Origin of the sequence: Carnobacterium sp. CS13 (assembly GCF_016653495.1) — a bacterium.
GTDB classification, from domain to species: domain Bacteria; phylum Bacillota; class Bacilli; order Lactobacillales; family Carnobacteriaceae; genus Carnobacterium_A; species Carnobacterium_A antarcticum.
In genome coordinates this window covers 71,350-90,698 of record NZ_CP067364.1, presented here as the reverse complement: position 1 = coordinate 90,698, position 19,349 = coordinate 71,350, and the positions used below count along the sequence as shown (strand labels likewise).

The window sequence follows — 19,349 nt, the reverse complement described above, 5'->3', positions numbered from 1 at the left end:
AATAATAAAAAACGACTGAAACAAAGCACTAATCTTGCTTTGTCTCAGTCGTTTTAACTGTCCTTCATACTATTTTCGTTTTAAAACAATTCCTTGGCTAATAAACGATAAACATCTAGTCGTTTTTCTTGTGAATGCGGAATACTGCAAATCATTGCTTCGTCAAAGCCATAATGGGCTTGTTCCTCTTGCAAAAATGTTGCTATCTCTTTAGCCTCTCCCACTAAATGCAGTTTCCGATTTTCTTTGATAGCCATTCGGTCCATTTCAGTTAGAGGGTAATCCTGTGCTTCTTCAGGAGTCAATAATTGTCCCATCCGACCTTGCGTTAACCATAAGCGTGCAATGTCTTGCGGTAAAGCTTCGAATTCAGCTTCTTCTTTTGTTTCAGCTGTTGTGACGAGGTAAGCCACATTGATCTCGGGCTTTTCCATAAAAGCAGAAGGCTGAAAATTAGTTTTATAGTGATCAAAAATATCTTTCGTCATCCCGCCCATAAAAAATTGCGCAAAAGAATAACCCACACCCATACGAGCTGCTTTTAATGCACTGCTTCCGCTTGAGCCTAAAAGCCAGGCTTCTGGCAAAGCAATCTGAGCCGGTGTCGCAATCGTTTTACTGTACAAACGGTCTTCTGGAACTTCATCATTGATCAGTTTCAAAGCTGTATCAAACTTTTCATACATATTGTCCAGCATAGGCTGCCGTCCCTCAGACAAAGCATACATAGCATTGGTGTCGCCGCCTGGCGCTCGACCTACCCCAAAATCGATTCGTCCTGGCGATAGTGCGCTTAGCGTTTTAAAGACTTCTGCCAGTTTTAAAGGAGAATAATGCATCATCATGACGCCTCCGGTACCGATTCGAATATTTTTTGTTTTTGCGGCTAAATGAGCGGCCGTAACTTCCGGTGCTGAACTACCATATCCATTTGTCCCATGGTGTTCAGCCATCCATAAACGTTGATAGCCTAATTCATCTGCTACGATTGCTAATTCTTCTGCTTTTTTTAAAGCATCTGCAGCCGTATTTCCTTTAGTGATTGGTGCTTGATCTAATACACTTAATCTCACGTACTACTCATCCTTTCCATCGTATCCGTTTATCTTATCTCTCCAAGTATATCAGTTCATCTAAAGAATAGCACTGGATTGGTTTGGTTTAAATCAGAGACTGTTCTAAGCATAAAACACCTCTCCTCGCTTTATTTTGACTATACTAGAGATAAAGTAGCTTTACTTTAAAATGTTAGGGGAGGATACAGAATGATACGCGGAATCGATCACATTGGGGTAACCGTTCCTGATATGGAACAAGCAACAAATTTTTTTAAAGAAGCTTTTGCTGCTAAGGTTATTTACGATAATTTATCAGCAGAAGATGAACCGAAATCAGGCAAACAAGTAGAAAAAAATCTCGGGCTCAAACCTGGAACAAAAGAAATGCGCATTCGGATGCTGGCGGTCGGAAACAGTGCCAACATTGAACTGTTCCAGTTTGCCAATGTTGCGCAGCAACAACCAGTCATTGCTTCAGATTATGGCTTACAACATGTGGCTTTTTATGTGGACGACATCGATAAAGCAACTGAACGATTCACTGACGCAGGCGGAAAACTATTGTCCAAACCAAATGATTTATCTTCTTCTGCCGAAAGCGGTTCTGGAAACCAATTTGTGTATGGTCAAGCTCCTTGGGGTATGTTGATTGAAATGATCAGCTATCCAGCAGGAATAAATTATCCGGCTGACAGCCAAGCTAAACGATGGACACCACCTAAATAACGCTTTAAGCAGTCAGCAAAATCCATTGAATGACAGGTTGAGTTTTTAACTATTAATTGGTGTATGTAAATAAGCAGGTTTGTCTATTTGAGTTTCTTGGTATCTCAAAACTATTTGATCCGCTTTTAAGCTCTATTTTTCTGGTACACTATGTTGATTTGCCAATTGACAAACCCATGCTTGTTAACTATACTAAAAGCAATCTCATACTAAACATTACAATGAACGAGCACAGTAGTAAAAGATCTCTGTTGATAGAAAGCTAGTGGCTGATGGAAACTAGTACAAGTCTTTTTACGAATTACACTCTGGAGTAACTTGATTAATCTCAAGCGTCTTACTGGCGTTAACAGTCAATGAGTGGTCAACAAATTTTGCACTGAAATTTGTCGGCAAATTGGGTGGTAACACGAAAAATTTCGTCCCGATGAAAAGGTCTAACCTTTTCATCGGGTTTTTTTGTCTAAAAATATGTATTAAGGAGCTTAAAAAAATGAATATTATTGATGAATTAACTTGGCGCGACGCCATCAACCAACAAACTGACGAAATCGGATTAAGTAAATTAATCGAAAAGAAAAAAATTGCTTTATACTGTGGTGTCGATCCTACTGGTGACAGCATGCATATCGGACACTTGATCCCTTTTATGATTCTGAAAAGATTTCAATTGGCTGGACACCGTCCTGTGATATTGATTGGCGGAGCAACTGGAACCATCGGCGACCCAAGTGGAAAATCAGAAGAACGTACTTTACAAACTATGGAGCAAGTTCAGAATAACGTTAAAAAATTAAGCGCTCAAATGGTTCGTCTTTTTGATGCTGGAGAAAGCAACGGTATCAAAATGGTGAATAACTATGACTGGACTAAAGACTTGAGCTTGTTGGATTTTTTACGCGATTACGGTAAAAGTTTTAACGTTAACACGATGTTATCCAAAGATATCGTAGCCAGCCGTTTAGAGACCGGAATTTCATTTACGGAATTCACCTATCAAATTCTGCAATCTATGGATTATTTGCACTTGTACCAACATGAAGACGTCCAATTACAAATCGGTGGTGCTGATCAATGGGGCAATATCACAGCCGGTCTGGAATTCATCCGTAAACAAGAAGGCCCTGACGCTGAAGCATTTGGTCTGACAATTCCTTTGATGTTAAAAGCCGATGGATCAAAATTTGGAAAAACGGCTGGTGGAGCTGTCTGGCTGGATCCTGAAAAAACAACGCCTTATGAGTTTTATCAATTCTGGTTGAATCAAGACGATCGCGATGTTGTTAAATACTTAAAATACTTCACTTTCTTAACCGAAAATGAAATCGGCGAATTGGCTGAAAAAGTTGAATCCGAACCGCATAAACGTGAAGCTCAAAAAACATTAGCTCGCGAAATGACGTTGTTTGTTCATGGAGAACAAGCTTTAGAAGATGCAGAAAAAATTACTGCTGCACTTTTTTCTGGTGATGTAAAAAGTTTAACGGCTCGTCAAATCGAAGAAGGATTCAAAAATATGCCGACTTTCGAAGCTCTTAAAGAAGAACGCAACATTGTTGAATGGTTGGTAGATGTGGTCGGTATCGAACCTTCTAGACGCCAAGCACGTGAAGACATCACTAACGGCGCCCTTTCAATGAATGGGGAAAAAGTAACCGATGTCGATGCTGTCGTAACTCCTGAAAATTCTTTTGACGGACGATTTATTTTGATCCGCCGAGGAAAGAAAAAATATTTCTTAGTAAAATTGGTATAAAGCTAAAGGACTTTCTCTAACAGGTTCAGCAGCAGAAACGCTCTTTGTTTCTGCTGCTTTTCTATCCATTAAAACAATTAAGGAGGATTTATATGACCCAACTTAAACAAGCTACTACTCAAGAAGACGCTGATTTGATCGCTCAACTCGCAAAAGAAATTTGGGAAGAGCACTATACAGCGATTTTAGGCGAAGAACAAGTCGCTTATATGCTGACTCATTTGCAATCCGCAGCCGCTATTCACCAAGAAATACTGGATGGCAAAGCTTATTTCTTAGTTGAAAGCCATCAAACAGCCATCGGCTATCTTTCATATGCCTTGTCAGCAGAGCAGCTTTTTCTGAGCAAACTTTATTTAAAAAGCAGCAGCCGCGGCAATGGAATCGGAAAAGAGCTTATTGAAAAGCTAAAAAACACAGCAAATGAAGCAAATAAAAAGACGGTGTTTTTGACGGTCAATAAATTCAATCACCCTACTATCGCTGTTTATAAAAAATTAGGCTTTAAGATCATTGAGGAGCAAGTAGCGGATATCGGTCATGGTTATGTCATGGATGATTACATTATGGAATATCGCCTGCCATAAAAACAATACTGTCTTTTAAACCGTTCGCTTTAGCAATTAACGGCTTTTGTCCGGCTTTCTTTTTGTCTCTCCATTCAATTTTTAGACTTGTGATGCTAAACTGAATTCATTACAGAATTAAGAAATGAGGCTCTATACTATGTTTAACCGAAAAGAAGACGGATTGGCTCTTGCAAAAAAACTTCATCAAAAAGATGTTTCTCCACAAGAGTTGATTGAAACAGCCTTCAAAAAAATCGAAGCACAAAATCCTATTTTAAATGCTGTTACCCATACGCGTAAAGAAAAAGCGCTGAAAGAAGCTGCAGAACGAGATTTTTCCAGTACATTATTTGGCGGACAGCCCATCCTTATCAAAGGCATCGGACAAGATCAAATAGACGAACCAAGCACCTCAGGTTCTCGTTTGCTGCAGAACAACCGTTCTAAACAAACCAGTCACTTTGTTCGAGCGTTAGAAAAAGCCGGTTTTGTTGTGATCGGCCAAACCAATACACCAGAATTTGCTTTTAAAAACATTACGGATCCGACACTCTACGGGCCATCCCGCAATCCTTGGAATACAGCCTATTCGCCAGGCGGTTCTAGTGGCGGAGCAGCCGCTAGCGTGGTTGCTGATTTAGTGCCCATTGCTAGTGCTAGCGACGGCGGCGGCTCCATTCGGATCCCTGCTTCTTTTACCGGTTTAGTAGGATTGAAACCGACTCGTGGACGAACACCGATCGGACCTGGAGTTGGACGCGGCTGGCAAGGAGCTTCCATTTCCTTTGCTTTAACCAAAACCATTCGCGATACAGCTGCCATGATGGATGCTTTACAAACCGTCCAGCAAAGTGCTGCTTTCCAAACCCCGCTTTTTGAACGGGGCTACTTGAATGTATTAGGTGATTCTGAACCGAAAAAGTTTCGCGTAGCTTATTCGCTGGTATCGCCCGTTCATGGATCGGTCAGCGATGAAGCAAAAGCAGCGGTTTTAAAAACCGTTCGTTGGCTCGAACAAAACGGCCATCAAGTGGTTGAAGAAAAACCAGCCATTGATGGAGTCTCTTTGATGGAAAGTTACTACATCATGAATTCAGGCGAAACAGCCGCTATGTTTGCCAACATTGAAAAAGGTCTGCAGCGTCCCGTTACGAAATCAGACATGGAACTGATGACTTGGGTTTTATTCAATGCCGGACAATCTATTTCAGCGAGCACTTATTCCAACAGCATCGCTGCTTGGGATACGGCTGCAGAAGTTATGGCTGATTTCCACCAAACTTATGACTTGTATCTGACTCCTGCAACAGCTGATGTTGCTCCGCGTGTCGACGCTAAACTTCAAACGGATGAACAGTTGGAACGAATGCATCATGTTACGGAACTGAATGCAAAAGACCAGCAAAAAATTGTCTGGGATATGTTTGCTGCAAGTTTAGACATTACACCTTTCACTCAACAAGCCAACTTAACGGGACAACCTGCTATCAGCTTGCCGGTTCATTTATCTGCTAACTCCGGACTGCCGATCGGCGTTCAGTTTACTGCCCCTAAAGGCAACGAAGATTGGCTGCTGGCTATTGGCCAAGAAATGGAACAAGATGGTTTATTCACCTAAATTGATAAAGAGGTAGGGAGTGATTAACTCCTTACCTCTTTATTCGTTAAACATCTTTACGTTAAGACTCTAACAGAACCGTACTTTAGTGAGATGATTTCTTATTTGATGTGGTTCAGTTCATTGGTACGTGTATCAATTCTTGTTTTATATCCATTATAAATGGCTATCTCCAGAAACAGGTAGTCAAAGCTAGGTAAGTTTGTTACAATTTCACTTATGTAACCGTTTTATAGTTTGCTAATTAAAGTTCGCAGCAGAAATCAAGCCTTAGTATAACTCGGCTGAAACTTGAGTCCATAAACCTATCTATTAAAAATTTTAATTAAAAGGGGATTACTATAATGAGTGGCTACAACGCAGTACTAGCAAGAAATACAGAAAATGCACCAAAAAGTTCTCTATCTACACAAACGGTAGCTTTTTCTCATTACAATCATCTTTCAGCTCAATTACCTATCGATTCAACATCTGGTAAAATGGTAGCTGGTGGTGTAAAAGAGCAAGCTGAACAGTGCTTAAAAAATATCAAAACCATTGTAGAAAGTGTCGACCATGTTATGGACGATGTAGTAAAAGTAACTATCTTCCTTAAAAACATTGCAGATAGTAATGCTGTAGACGAAGTTTATGCGACATTCTTCCCAAGCGGTATTCCTGCACGGACAACAGTTGCATATTCAGCTTTGCCTATGGATGCTTTGGTGCAATTGATGTAGTTGTGTCAAATACTGAAGGAACACCTCCAGTAGCATAACAGGCCTTTATTTGTAACTACAGGAACTATCAAAGTTACTGGTTAATGCCGCCGATGAATCCGAAAACACATATCTTAATCATAAAAAGGGCAGTCTCAAATAAACATTGAGACAGCTTTCGTTTTTTAACAGCGTAGATGAAAAAGTATCGAGATTTCAGCTGGTTAGGCCAGAAACTTTGACACAAAGAAAGTAACTGACTTCGTTTGTTCAATCTCATCTAGTTTCTTTGTGTAATTTAAATTTATAGACAAACGCGCTCTTTTTCTAAGACCGTTTGTCTATTTCTATATTTTCGGGACAAACTCATCTCTTTTTTATCTTAGTTCGTCTCGGATTCACACTTTCAGGACAACTTTACCGCTTTTTAGTGCTAATGTAAAAATACAAAATGTATCTTTGTTGAATAAAAAAATCCGCTGTGTTTTCAGCGGACTTTCTCTTTTTTTATCTGTTTTAAAGTTGCGTGAAGGCTTTCTCGATAGGCGTTTCGCCGGAAACCAGATCAAACTCTTGATTTTCTGCTTTTTTATTATCCAGACTGGCAACCACTACTTTTGCTACATCTTCTCGTGGGATCGAACCTGGTGTGACGTGTTCAGCTAGATTGACTTTGCCAGTTCCTGCTTCGTTTTTCAACGCTCCAGGGCGAATGATCGTGTACGTTAAGTCCATTTGTTTTAAGATTTGGTCTGCATACCGTTTCACTGCATAATATGGTTTCATCCCTTCAGCCCATTTTTCTCTCGTATTTGAAAGAATGGAACTGACCATCACAAAACGGCTGACGCCTGCTTGTTCAGCAGCCTCCATTGTTTTAACGGCTCCATCTAAGTCAATCAGGATGGTTTTATCGTAACCTGTTGCTCCGCCTGACCCAGCGGAGAAAACTACGGCATCGATTCCTTCCATAGCTGCTGCAAGGGAATCAACGGATCCTTCTAAGTCTCCTAAATAAGTGTCGATTCCTTTAGCAGAAAAGTTATCTGCTTGTTCTTGTTTACGAACCAAAGCCCGTACGGCATGTTCTTGGCTTTCCTGCAGTAAATCGACCACTTTTTCCCCAATCTGTCCATTTGCTCCAACGACTAGTACTTTCATGTGCACTTTGTCTCCTTCCATTCTTGTTGCTTACTTAAGCCTACTAAAGAACATCAGTAAAACCAAATCTTATGATCAATGTAAAAATTATTCAATACCAAAATAACCACAAACAACTTCCCCTACTGCTTTTGCTGCAACACTGATCGCTTCCTCATCTATATCAAATTTAGGATGATGATTGTCATAAACAACGTTGTTTACAATGCCTTTTGGCCGACAGCCAATATAGAAAAAACAACCCGGTATTTTTTGTGTGTAATAAGCAAAATCTTCGTTACCAGTCAGCATCGGAGATTCAACGACATCAGTCAAGTAGTCTCCAATACCAGTCGTTAAGTAATCAACTACGCTGCTGGTCAACTCAGGGTCATTGTAGACAGGCGGACACCCTTCAAACAAAGTCAATGTTGTTTGAACGCCGAATAATTCTTCTAATCCGTTTACTAACTGATGCAATTCTTTGCTCAGTACCTCGAATAAACCTGTCGTCATATAACGCATATCGCCTTCAAGCGTAACGGCATCGTTGATCACATTGAAAGACCCTTTTCCATCAAATGATCCAACAGTGATCGCTCCTGCTTCGAAAGGATTGACACGCCGGCTGAGAATCGTTTGGAGCGTAGTCACAAAATAGGCTCCTGCAACAATGGCGTCGTTGGCTTTATGCGGTGACGAACCATGACCGCCAACTCCTTGGATAATCAATTTGAATTGTGTGCCGCCAGCCATGGCTGCTCCGCTTCGATAAGCGACCTCTCCCGCCGGACGGTCAGGAAAAACATGGATACCAATGATGTGGTCCACGTCTGCTAAAGCTTCCGTTTCCATAATGAATTTAGCACCGCCTGGTGGAGCTTCTTCCCCATGTTGGTGAATGACTTTTATAGTTCCGGGAATCTCTGCCTTTAATTCAATCAAGCAATCCGCCAAGACCATCAAATAAGCCGTATGTGCATCGTGTCCGCAAGCGTGCATGACTCCTGGAGACGTTGAGGCAAATGGTAAGCCTGTTTCTTCTTCAATCGGCAGTGCATCAAAATCTGCCCGCAAAGCTAACGTATCGCCAGAGGATGCATCGTTAATGGTGACAATAACAGCATTTCCACCAACGTCTGTTTGAACATCAACAGCTTTTCTTTGATAAAAATCGGCAATATACGCTGCTGTCTTTTCTTCGTGATAAGACAATTCAGGATGTGCATGCAAATGTCTGCGAATCGCAATCATTTCTTCTTTGCGCGCTTCTAACATCGTCATCAGTTTTTCTCTCATGTGAACTCCTCCGCCCAGTTTTCACCACAATTTTTTCTTCTTTTTATTCACTATAGCATATTTTCGATAAAGCGTTTTCTGTTTGTTTTACTGTTCCATTTAATAGTGCAAAAAAGACTACAGGGTCAGGCTCAGTTTAAATACCGAAATAACCGCAAACAATTTCGCCAACCGATTTAGCTGCGACAATTAAGCAATCCTCATCAATCGTAAATTTAGGATGGTGGTTGAAATAAGCTTCTTCAATGCCTTTTGGTTCGCAGCCAATATAGAAGAAACTACCAGGGATCTTTTCAAGATAGTAAGCAAAGTCTTCAGAACCTGATAACAATTCACTTTCAGAAATGCGCGTTAAGTAGTCCCCTTTGCCTTTTTCCAAGTAGCTGATCGCTTGTTCAGTAACTGCTGGATCATTGCAAAGCGGAGGATAGTCAGCTGTATACGTTAATTCAGAAGTTACTCCGAACAGTGTTTCAATTCCTTTAACGATTTTTTTTATTTCCCGCTCAAGCATCTCTTGAGTTTCATCTGTCATATACCGAACATCGCCTTCAAGTTCCACGCTGTCTTTAATCACCTTAAATGTTCCTTTTCCATCAAATGAGCCAATCGTTACAACTCCTATATCAAAAGGGTTTAAGCGACGGCTGATCACTGTCTGAACCGCTGTTACAAAGTGTGAAGCAGCAACAATGGCATCATTAGCCTTATGCGGCGATGAACCATGACCGCCCACGCCTTGAATCTTTAATTTGAAATACGTTCTGCCGGCCATCGCAAATCCGCTGCGGTATGAAATTTCACCAGCAGGTTTGTTTGGAAAAATATGGATGCCAAAAATTGTGCCAACGTCATCCAAAATTCCTGTTGCTAAAATGCTTTTTGCACCGCCTGGAGGCTTTTCTTCAGCATGTTGATGAACGATTTTGATCGTTCCTGGAATCTCGTCCTGCAATTGGATCAAGCAGTCCGCTAAAACCAATAGATAAGCAGTATGAGCATCATGGCCGCAAGCATGCATCACTCCTTGATTTTCCGATTTAAAAGGAACATCGGCTTCTTCAGTAATCGGCAAAGCATCAAAATCTCCTCGTAAAGCGATTGTCTTCCCTGGTTTTCCACCTTTGATAGTCACTACAACCGCATGGCCATTTCCGACTTCCGTTTGAACAAGGGCTTTTTTTCCTTCATACCATTTAGCTATATAAGCCGCTGTTTCGCTTTCTTGAAACGACAGTTCTGGATGAGCATGCAAATACCGTCTGATCTCAATCATTTCATCTTGGCGTTCTTCTAATAAAGCCATTAACTTTTCTCTCAAACGAAACGTCCTCTCTTCTTTTTGATTTTCTAAATTATACCGCATATATCGATATTACTGAAATAATAAAAAAGCACGCCAACAGACTGTCACAGTCAATTGACGCACTTCTTCATAAAGAGAAATATTCTTTTAAAATTGATTTATTCTATAGTTTAGCTTGCCATTTATTGGCCCAAACATTTTCATTTAGAGTTCCTTTAAATTCGGATTTCCCTTCAAGTTTATCAATCAATTGTTTGATATTTTCATCGTTATCATGGTATGTATTGATATATGTTTTTATCATTGTTGCATCATGCAGATGAGTTGTGAAATTCAATGAAGCAAAGACTGTTGGCACTTCGTATACGAACCAAGGAACTTCGTTAGACATTGCTGTTTTCCATTGAATGCGGTAGTTATTTTGAGCACCGTAACCAATGACACCAGCAATTTCTAGAGCTAAGTCGACCTCATTACGATAGTCCAATGTTTTGCCTTTAACACGTGTCGAACCATCGTTTAACGTTACTTTATAGCCGCGGCTTTCTAGTTCTTCCGTGATCGCTTGAGCAACATCAGATCCGGCTTCGTAAATTCCGCCTTTTTCGCTGATTTGCATCAAACTAAGAGTATCATAATTTGAAAGGGTTTCAAGTATTGTAAGAGCTCGATCAATAGTCTGAACTCTAACTGGTGAATTTGCCTTTAGGTCCAATGTTGGTTCGCGAATCGACATAAGTTCCAACCCCAGCATCTGTAACTGCATCGACGAATTTCGTAACTAGAAAAATCATTCCGCCCCAATAAGGAAAAATTCCTAAAACATCTGTATAAAATTTTAGTAAATACATTTATGCCATTTGGAACATTAACCCCTTTCCCAAATCACCTGTACCATAAGCTATCTTTTCTTTTAAACCTGATTTTGCATTTACAGTCGATGTATTTACAGTCGGTTTTTCTTTAATTGCTTCCATTCTGTGTTATTCCCCCTCTTGTATATATGTAAACCATAAAAAGCACTACATCTATTCAATACTTTTCTTCTATAAAAGCGATTTCATTTTTGGCTATAACGTTTTCATCATTTTCCGACGTCCTTGATTGACTAACATTGAGAAGCATTTATAAAATGTAACTTGCTTATTCAGAGTATAAAAATCCGCATCTTTTGCTAGATAGCCTTTTCATAAATCGCTTTCAATTGCAATTTAAAACAAACCTGATTCGCCTCTTCTTTTGCTTATAGTTAAATTTGGCAGAAATCAGATTGAAAAAGATTAAACTTTTTAAAACCGCCGAAGCCTCACTTAGTGAAACTTTATTTTGCAATACGAGTTTTGTTATAACGAGCCTCTGAATCCTTGTCAACCACTCTTTCGTTAATAAATTGTCTTGTAATGGTTGGCGAAGACAGAGTGGTTCGCAGCTTATTTTAAAAAAAAGCGAGCTGATTGAGTTGTAATCCCTTTCATTGTTTTAAAAAGAAAGGCTTATAAAACAACTTATTTTTGTACCATTGTTTGCGAGCGCTTTATCTATTTACTAAAGACATAACTATTTTCTCTTCGTAAATCGGCCGTCTTAAAATGATTTGTAAACAATTCAAGTTTTTTATTACTTGTGCTTTTAGCTTTTTCCACCTATAATTGATTTGCTTAGTACAGTTAGTTTCATATCGTGAAATCTAATTTTAAAATAAAAGGATGTTAAAAACTATGGTTGCAAATTTACCAGTTAGAGTTCAGACTATTGATCGAGCCCTTATAATACTTGAAACCCTTTCAAATTATGATACTCTTAGTTTGATGCAAATCAGCGAAAAAGTTGGTCTCCATAAAGCGACAACTCATCGTTTAGTCAACTCATTACTTGAAAACGGTTATATTGAGAAAGAACCTACTACAAAACATTATCGTATTTCTTTAAAACTATTTCAAATTGGAAATCGACGCGTCCAAAACATTGATTTTCTAAATGTTGCAAAAAGCATGATTCGTCAGTTATCTTTAGAATTAAATCAAACGGTTCATTTAGTCGTTGAAGACAATCAAGAAGTTTTGTATATTGATAAACATGATCCAAGCGATAACGAAAATCGAATGCGTTCAAAAATCGGCCAAAAAGCACCTATGTACGTCACTGCTGTTGGTAAAGCTATTTTAGCAACTAAAACGAATGCACAAATCAAAGAATATTGGGATAATACAGATATTATCGAGTTAACGACCCATACTTTTACTGACTTTGACAGCTTTTTAGCCGAAATCGAAACCATCCGCCAACAAGGTTACGCTTTGGATAATGAAGAAAACGAGTATGGCATTGTTTGTGTGGGAGCTTCTTTTGCGAGCTATAGAGATGCTGCTGCTGGTGCAATTAGTGTATCCATTCCTAGTACAGATATTGAGATGAAACCACTTTATATCAAAAAAATCATTGAAACGACTCACAAAATTTCAAATTTGTTAGGACACTTTTAAAATCAATATACAGTTCAGATATAGAATAGTGACTCTACGCTAGTAGGTGTTAGTGAATAAAAATCACTAACACCTATTTTTGTGCAAAAAAATGAAAACAAGGCTTTCAATTCTGACAATAACCGATAAAAAACCTTCGGAAGGATATCCTTTCGAAGGTTAACATAGAACTCTATTCTTTTTGGAGACCAGCATAAAAATGTCTGGATTTCATTTATTCTCCCCAATTGCTCGGGCTCCAGAGTTTCCCGTCCAGTTCGCCTTCCATTTGGTGAATACGTTTAAATTGTTCTTTGATCAGCTGACTTGTCGCTTTCAATAGCGCTTTTTGCTTATAGTCCTGGCTGTCAGCAAACAATGAATCAAGTTCTAACACTGCCCATTCTTCTTTATCCATTGCTATTCTCCTATTCCATTTCTTCTAAAGATAATTTTAAATCATCAATGGTGTCACGGTTTTCTTCAATGATTTCGATTATATGCGCTAATTTATCCGCGTCTGCCGAACCCGATGCAGCCAAATTTGTTTTTCCTAATTGTTCCAAAAACCAGTTTTCACGGCTGGCTAAGCTCGTTTCATTTTCGTGAGAAAGATAAAGTTGATACTCAATCAGTACATTCATTTTTTGCTCTTCTGTCATATAAGCAAATTGATAAATCGTAAAGGGTCTCAGGTAAGACATTCCAGTTTTTCGAGCCATTGCTTGGAAAGGTTTTGTCAATTCATTTATACTGAATCCTTCTTTTCCGCCAGCTTGGTATTCTCTTTCAGGTATACCGACTGACAGGACCAAACCAAATTCTTTTCCTTGCAAGATCTGCCCTGTTTTTCCATATGCAAAATTTTCTGTCAATACCTCATCTTGCCATTGTTTAAGCAAAGCCGGCGAACTATACCAGTAGAATGGAAATTGGAATATGATTCGATCATGGGCAGCAATTAAAGCCTGTTCTTTTGCGACATTAATTTTAAAGTCGGGATACAGTTGCTCCAAATGATGAAGCGTAACATCAGAATCCTCTGGCACAGAGCTGAGCAGGTACTGCTGGCTGCTTGATTCTTTGATATCAGGATGAGAAAGAATGACTAATGTTTTCATTTTTTATCTATCGCCTCTTTTCGTTTTTTTATTTTTCTTATTATACCTTGGGTTGCTTCCTCTTTAATAGTAACACTTTTTAATAAGAATCCAACTGTTTGGCCTAATGCTTCTTTAGCTTTATTTTTAGATAAGAAAGAACATCCATTACTATGAGCTGCCTCATTAATAATGGATGCTTTTGATTATTGTTCTTTAAAATAATCCAACATATCTTCTTTTATAACAGAAATCATCGGCAGTTTTTGGATGGGAACTAATTCAATGCCTAATTCATTCAACACACTTTCCAAATAACTAGCAATTTGAAAATAGTGATTGGCATCGACGACGATTTTTGGCGGTTTGCCATTCTCTGATAATATCAATTGAATCAAAAGCCGTTGGACTCCTTCAATATCTTCCGGCTTGATAAGTTCGCTGCAAATCACTTGACTGCTTTCGCTGTCGACAACGATTAAAACACTTGGAAAATAAGGCCGCTCATTGGTATCTGGGTGTATTGCCGCACCTACAAAATCGATATCCAGCTCCCAGACAGAAGGGACAAATTTTTGTGTATCAACACGCTTCATTTCAAAATTCGTTACTAAAATAGAGGATTCTTCTTTAGCTAGGTTCAGTCCTTCAGTGATCACCTCGGGCAAGACCAGCAAGCCATCTTCATAGCTTCCATCTTTTTTATACGTTCGAAGAAAAATTTCTACAGCGCTTCTTTCTTCTGCACAAACGACAAGCTTCTTACGAAAATCAAGAGCTGTCGGCAATAGTTTTTCCATTAAGTCGATCATTAAAGGCGTATCTTCTTCTCTCATAGGATAAGGACAGTAACCAGGGCAATAATCGATGAAGACCGGCCATGCCATTTTCCCTCTGAATGTAACGTTGCTTGATTTGATTCGTTGATAATCCGTTTTGCTTAAATTGGTGCGATCATCGTATTCAAGCGAAAGGCATTTTTTTGTTTGAAGGATTTCCATTAAAGAGCGAAATTCTCTGAATTGAGAACGTTTCACCGTTTCAAAAAAGTAAGATAACTCTTCTAAATTTCGATAAAATAAAAAACCGTAATTTTGATCGATTTTGCCCAGCACGGAAACAAATACTGGCTCACTTCGATTGGCCAATTGAATGGCAATTAAATCTTTATCCCAATAATCTTCCCAAAAATTGGCTTCATATAACTGTTTAGCTAATGAAAACAAACGCTCTTCTTGCTGCTCCATTCGTTCCCAACTTTCTTCAACGTTTTAGTTTATTCCTTTTGATGTTTGTTCCAGTTACTTTCACGTTTTCCCTTATCTCACTTTATAGTGCTAGTATACCAAAATAAACCTATCAGAATAGGTTTATTTTTCTTTTTCGATTCACCTTATTTTTATCGCTTTGATATAAATAATTTATGAACTTTTCCGCTCTTTTTTCTGGACATTTAACACCATCCCAATACAAATCGATAAGACGATCATGCTGGAGCCGCCATAACTCATAAACGGCAAGGTCACACCACTGATGGGAAGCCACCCTACTACTCCTCCAATATTGATAGCACTTTGTATCAGCAACAAGCTCGCAACTCCAATACAAATAAGCGAACTAAACGTATCTGTACTTTTAATTCCAACGTAATAAATCCTAGTGATCAAAAAGAACAATAGACTTAAAATAAAGACAACTCCTAGCAGCCCTAATTCTTCGCCAATCACAGATAGTATAAAATCAGTATGCGGTTCTGGTAAATAGCCTGTTTTTTGCACGCTCTTTCCTAATCCCACACCCGTTAAACCCCCACGGGATAAAGCGTAGTAAGAATTTATCAATTGCAGACCTGCTCCTTCTGCTAGTTCAAAAGGCGACCAAAAAGCGGCAAATCGTTCCAATCGGTAATCAGACATTCCGGGCACTTTATCTCCAAATAAATATATTGCACGGGTATATACAGCGATCAATGCAATAAATGCACCGCTGCTCATGATTCCTATACGAAAAGGCATACCGCTTGAAAACACTTGAATGGTGATGACCAAACCAATGATCGCAATACTGCCAGCATCGGGTTGTAATAATATCAGCAAAGAAGCCAGAAATAAAACCACAAAAGGCGGCCATATCCCTTGTATCCAGTTTTTTTCTATGAAATATTGTTTTCGGGAAAGTATGTAGGCTGTATACCATAATAAAATCAATTTCGTTAATTCAACAGGTTGGATATTAAAGGATCCTACTCTTATCCAGCGACTAGCTCCATTTACTTTTTCAGAAAAAAGTACGGTCACTAAAAGAAAAAACATCAATCCGAGTAAAAAGGCTAGCAGTTTCTTATTTTTCAAAAAGCTGATTTTTAAATTAAACGTTACGATCAAGCCAATCAAACCGATAAAGATATACACCAACTGGTTTCTAAAGTAAGCAGCATTCCATCCTGTATAAACAAGCGAAATATCGCTGCTGGAACTATAAACCATCAAAGCTCCTATAAAAAGCAATAAAAAATAAGGAACAACAATATAATAATCCAATCTTTTTATTTTTTATTCACCTGCTTTCTTAAACCATACAGAATAGCACTTTATCCCATATTCTCTATGACTGTATCATAGTTGTTCTTAAAATGTAAAACACAAAATAACGCTTTCAGTTTTTTGGTTTTTTATTCCATTAAAACAGCCAAAAATTTTTATCAGTTGCTTGATTACTTATATTTGTCGTTAACTATGAAAACGTTTATACTAAAAGTGTAGCAGCTTTTTGAAATAAATTATAGGAGGGTTTTATTAATGAAGAAAATTATTAACGATCCCGCAGATATTTTAGATGAAATGCTCGAGGGGCTCGCGTTTGCTTATGAAGATTTAGTTGAACGTCTGCCTGAAACGACGGTTATACACCGTAAAGTAGATCACAACGATAAGGTTGCATTGGTCAGCGGTGGAGGCAGCGGCCATGAACCTGCCCATGCAGGTTTTGTTGGAAAAGGAATGCTTTCTGCTGCCGTTTGTGGCGAGGTTTTCACTTCTCCTACACCCGATCAAATTTTTGAAGCCATCAAAGCCAGCGATGAAGGCCATGGCGTCTTTTTGATTATTAAAAACTATTCTGGAGACGTTATGAACTTTGATATGGCAAAAGATCTAGCTGAAATGGAAGATATTCCTGTTGAATTTGTCATCGTTGACGATGATGTCGCTGTAGAAGACAGCACATATACTGCTGGAAAACGAGGAATAGCTGGTACCGTATTGGTTCATAAAATTTTAGGCGGCGCTGCTGAGCAAGGATTGACGTTGGCTGAAGTCAAAGAACTGGCCGATAAACTGATTCCAAACATCAAATCGATCGGTGTGGCTTTAAAAGCTGCCACTGTTCCAGAAGTAGGCAAACCAGGGTTTGAATTAGCTGATGACGAAATTGAGTTTGGGGTAGGCATCCATGGCGAACCTGGTTACCGAAGAGAAAAAATAAAACCTTCAAAAGAATTAGCAAAAGAATTGATTGAGCGTCTGAAAGAAGAATTTCAATGGAAAAATGGCGATCAGTATGCCGTTTTGGTAAACGGTATGGGCGGCACACCTTTAATGGAACAATTTGTTTTTATGAACGATGTAAGGAACTTATTGGCTGAAGAAGGATTACACATTGATTTTAGAAAAGTCGGAGATTATATGACTTCAATCGACATGCAAGGATTGTCGCTGACTTTAGTTAAACTTGAAGACTCACGTTGGTTAGACTATTTAAACGCTCCAGTAACAACGATTAGTTGGTAGAGAAAGGATGGAAAAATAAATGGTAACTCTTGAAAATATGAAAAAATGGATGACTCTTTTTACTGAACAACTGCTCGAAAACAAAGCTTATTTAAGCGAATTGGACACTGCGATCGGAGATGGCGACCATGGCAATAATTTAGCTCGTGGAGCAACTGCTTTGAAAGAAGCTCTCACAGTCAAAGAACCGGACAACGTAACCGATCTCTTGAAGTTGACCGGTATGACCCTTGTCAGCAAAGTTGGCGGAGCTTCGGGTCCTTTATACGGTTCAGCATTCATCAGCATGGCTAAAGCGAGTCAAGAGAGCGAGGATCTGGCTGTGTTATTAGAAGCTGGATTGGAAGGCGTTCAAAAACGCGGCAAAGCTATGGCAGGCGAAAAAACGATGGTGGATGAATGGATTCCTGTGATTGAAGCAGTCAAAAATAAAAATCTAACCACTGAACTGATTGAAAAAAGTGTAGAAAAAACCATCGACATGAAAGCGACAAAAGGACGGGCATCTTATTTAGGAGATCGTTCTATTGGTCACATCGATCCAGGCGCTATGTCCAGCAGTTACCTTTTCAAAACCATGATGGAAGCAGGTGTCTATGATGAGTAAAGAGTATGGTGTTTTATTGGTCTCACACGTTGAAGGTTTGGCAGATGGCGTAGCCACTTTAGTGAATGAAGTTGCTAAAGAAGTTTCGATCAAAAGTGCCGGTGGAACTTCTGAAGGCGAAGTGGGAACCAGCTTTGAAAAAATTGAAGCTGCTTTACAGTCATTCGAAGAAGAAAACATTTTAGCTTTTTATGATCTCGGCAGTGCTAAAATGAATTTAGAATTAGCGATTGAAACATCTGACAAAACAGTCACGCTTTATGATGCGGCTTTTGTTGAAGGAGCGTATACGGCTTCTGCATTGTTACAAGCAGAAGCGCCTCTTGACGCTATCGAAGAGCAATTGAAAGCCTTAGTTGTAAAATAAGAAAAAACCAAGAGAATCATTGACCACAAAACAGCGCCTCTCCTTAACAATCAAGGAGAGGCGCTGTTTTGTGGTCTTTAATAAAAGCTTATAGCTGTGTGATCGGAATTAAAAGATATAAGAGCGCTGCGATAACTCCGCCAATAATTGGGCCGACTACAGGAACCCATGAATAGCCCCAATCTGAATCGCCTTTATTTTTGATTGGCAACAGTTGGTGAGCAATTCTCGGTCCTAAGTCCCGTGCTGGGTTAATGGCATAACCCGTTGATCCGCCTAGTGATAAACCAATGGAAACAATCAATAAACCAACAACGATTGGATTCAATCCATCGGTAAAGTCGCCACGAGTAAAAACAAGTAATGAGAATACCAATACAGCGGTTCCCAGTACTTCACTGAAAACATTCCAAACGGTGTTCCGAATAGCAGGAGCTGTAGAAAAAACTCCTAGAATTGTAGCAGGATCTTTTGTTTCTTCCCAATGAGGGTAGTAATTCAACCAAACTAAAGCAGCTCCAACGATCCCTCCTGCGATTTGGGCGACGCTATATGGAAGAACTAGTGACCAGCTAAATTCGCCTGCAACAGCCATTGCAATTGATACAGCCGGGTTTAGATGTGCCAGACTCAAGAAACTAGAGGCATAAACCCCTAATGTAACAGCAGCTCCCCATCCTAGTGCAATAGTTACCCAACCTGCTCCTTCACTTTTAGACTTTCGCAAAGAGTTGGCAGCTACAACGCCATCTCCCATCAACACCAAAACTAATGTCCCGATAAACTCACCGAGCATCTGTAACCAAACTGATGTATCCATATTGTTCTAACCCCTTTTCTTATTTTTGCTGAAAA

Annotated in this window: 19 protein-coding genes, 2 pseudogenes and 1 other annotated feature; of the genes and pseudogenes, 9 read left to right on the top strand and 12 right to left on the bottom strand. The window is 39.2% G+C overall.

The genetic code is table 11. The annotated features are described in order from the left end of the window. Positions 1-80: 80 nt before the first annotated feature. Entirely contained in the window at positions 81-1,073 is a 993-nt protein-coding gene (locus JHE06_RS00415) for an LLM class flavin-dependent oxidoreductase (RefSeq protein ID WP_201088968.1), read from the bottom strand. 192 nt (positions 1,074-1,265) lie between these two features. Here JHE06_RS00415 and JHE06_RS00410 point away from each other — a divergent pair, with 192 nt between their 5' ends. The 5 genes and pseudogenes from JHE06_RS00410 to JHE06_RS00390 all read left to right on the top strand — a co-directional run. Next, on the top strand, positions 1,266-1,784 hold the full coding sequence (locus tag JHE06_RS00410) for a VOC family protein (protein WP_058919646.1): 519 nt from the start codon (positions 1,266-1,268) through the stop codon (positions 1,782-1,784). Positions 1,785-1,996: 212 nt separating this feature from the next. Next, positions 1,997-2,214, top strand: a binding site (T-box leader). Between the two features lie 63 nt (positions 2,215-2,277). Further along, complete coding sequence (gene tyrS, locus JHE06_RS00405) at positions 2,278-3,540, top strand: tyrosine--tRNA ligase (protein ID WP_201088966.1); 1,263 nt, start codon at positions 2,278-2,280, stop codon at positions 3,538-3,540. Between the two features lie 92 nt (positions 3,541-3,632). After that, a complete protein-coding gene (locus tag JHE06_RS00400) occupies positions 3,633-4,127 on the top strand; it encodes a GNAT family N-acetyltransferase (protein ID WP_058919644.1) in 495 nt (164 codons plus the stop codon). A 139-nt stretch (positions 4,128-4,266) separates the two neighbouring features. Further along, positions 4,267-5,727 (top strand): amidase, encoded by a 1,461-nt coding sequence (locus JHE06_RS00395; protein ID WP_201088964.1) that lies wholly within the window; start codon positions 4,267-4,269, stop codon positions 5,725-5,727. A 344-nt stretch (positions 5,728-6,071) separates the two neighbouring features. After that, positions 6,072-6,481 (top strand): annotated as a pseudogene (locus JHE06_RS00390) (RidA family protein); the annotation flags it as partial. Between the two features lie 460 nt (positions 6,482-6,941). On the opposite strand, the gene JHE06_RS00385 reads toward JHE06_RS00390, so the two are convergent. The 6 genes and pseudogenes from JHE06_RS00385 to JHE06_RS12280 form a co-directional block, all read right to left on the bottom strand. Continuing rightward, positions 6,942-7,586, bottom strand: a complete 645-nt coding sequence (locus tag JHE06_RS00385; RefSeq protein ID WP_058919641.1) for an SDR family oxidoreductase — start codon at positions 7,584-7,586, stop codon at positions 6,942-6,944. Positions 7,587-7,673: 87 nt separating this feature from the next. After that, positions 7,674-8,864, bottom strand: coding sequence for an amidohydrolase (locus tag JHE06_RS00380; RefSeq protein WP_058919640.1), 1,191 nt, complete (start codon positions 8,862-8,864; stop codon positions 7,674-7,676). Between the two features lie 136 nt (positions 8,865-9,000). Then, positions 9,001-10,170: an amidohydrolase gene (locus JHE06_RS00375; RefSeq protein WP_236253525.1), complete on the bottom strand. Its 1,170-nt coding sequence runs from the start codon at positions 10,168-10,170 to the stop codon at positions 9,001-9,003. Between the two features lie 163 nt (positions 10,171-10,333). Continuing rightward, positions 10,334-10,777, bottom strand: a pseudogene (locus JHE06_RS00370) (glycosyl hydrolase); the annotation flags it as partial. Positions 10,778-10,856: 79 nt separating this feature from the next. Further along, the gene (locus tag JHE06_RS12105; protein WP_236253524.1) at positions 10,857-11,021 is read right to left on the bottom strand and encodes an MFS transporter; all 165 of its coding nucleotides are present in this window, start codon (positions 11,019-11,021) and stop codon (positions 10,857-10,859) included. Continuing rightward, positions 11,022-11,147, bottom strand: coding sequence for a hypothetical protein (locus JHE06_RS12280; RefSeq protein ID WP_268905513.1), 126 nt, complete (start codon positions 11,145-11,147; stop codon positions 11,022-11,024). 741 nt (positions 11,148-11,888) lie between these two features. Between JHE06_RS12280 and JHE06_RS00360 the strand changes: the two genes are divergently transcribed. After that, a complete protein-coding gene (locus tag JHE06_RS00360; RefSeq protein WP_201088960.1) occupies positions 11,889-12,653 on the top strand; it encodes an IclR family transcriptional regulator in 765 nt (254 codons plus the stop codon). Positions 12,654-12,867: 214 nt separating this feature from the next. On the opposite strand, the gene JHE06_RS00355 is transcribed toward JHE06_RS00360, so the two are convergent. The 4 genes from JHE06_RS00355 to JHE06_RS00340 all read right to left on the bottom strand — a co-directional run bounded on the left by JHE06_RS00355 (position 12,868) and on the right by JHE06_RS00340 (position 16,239). Next, positions 12,868-13,050, bottom strand: coding sequence for a hypothetical protein (locus tag JHE06_RS00355; RefSeq protein WP_201088958.1), 183 nt, complete (start codon positions 13,048-13,050; stop codon positions 12,868-12,870). A gap of 10 nt (positions 13,051-13,060) precedes the next feature. Further along, positions 13,061-13,753, bottom strand: coding sequence for an NAD(P)H-dependent oxidoreductase (locus tag JHE06_RS00350; protein ID WP_058919635.1), 693 nt, complete (start codon positions 13,751-13,753; stop codon positions 13,061-13,063). A gap of 185 nt (positions 13,754-13,938) precedes the next feature. Further along, entirely contained in the window at positions 13,939-14,979 is a 1,041-nt protein-coding gene (locus tag JHE06_RS00345; protein WP_058919634.1) for a DUF7309 domain-containing protein, read from the bottom strand. A 174-nt stretch (positions 14,980-15,153) separates the two neighbouring features. Beyond that, entirely contained in the window at positions 15,154-16,239 is a 1,086-nt protein-coding gene (locus JHE06_RS00340) for an FtsW/RodA/SpoVE family cell cycle protein (RefSeq protein WP_268905533.1), read from the bottom strand. 291 nt (positions 16,240-16,530) lie between these two features. Here JHE06_RS00340 and dhaK point away from each other — a divergent pair, with 291 nt between their 5' ends. Genes dhaK through dhaM form a run of 3 tightly spaced genes read left to right on the top strand, consistent with a single transcriptional unit; the run spans position 16,531 to position 18,494 of the window. Then, the gene (gene dhaK, locus JHE06_RS00335; protein WP_058919632.1) at positions 16,531-17,520 is read left to right on the top strand and encodes a dihydroxyacetone kinase subunit DhaK; all 990 of its coding nucleotides are present in this window, start codon (positions 16,531-16,533) and stop codon (positions 17,518-17,520) included. A gap of 19 nt (positions 17,521-17,539) precedes the next feature. Then, positions 17,540-18,127 carry a dihydroxyacetone kinase subunit DhaL gene (dhaL, locus tag JHE06_RS00330; RefSeq protein WP_201088956.1) on the top strand — a complete coding sequence of 196 codons (588 nt, stop codon included), beginning with the start codon at positions 17,540-17,542 and terminating at the stop codon, positions 18,125-18,127. After that, the gene (gene dhaM / locus JHE06_RS00325; RefSeq protein WP_201089888.1) at positions 18,120-18,494 is read left to right on the top strand and encodes a dihydroxyacetone kinase phosphoryl donor subunit DhaM; all 375 of its coding nucleotides are present in this window, start codon (positions 18,120-18,122) and stop codon (positions 18,492-18,494) included. The genes dhaL and dhaM overlap by 8 nt, the downstream gene beginning before the upstream one ends. A gap of 88 nt (positions 18,495-18,582) precedes the next feature. Here the strand turns inward: dhaM and JHE06_RS00320 are convergent, their stop codons facing one another. Next, positions 18,583-19,314: an MIP/aquaporin family protein gene (locus JHE06_RS00320; RefSeq protein WP_058919629.1), complete on the bottom strand. Its 732-nt coding sequence runs from the start codon at positions 19,312-19,314 to the stop codon at positions 18,583-18,585. Positions 19,315-19,349 lie beyond the last annotated feature (35 nt).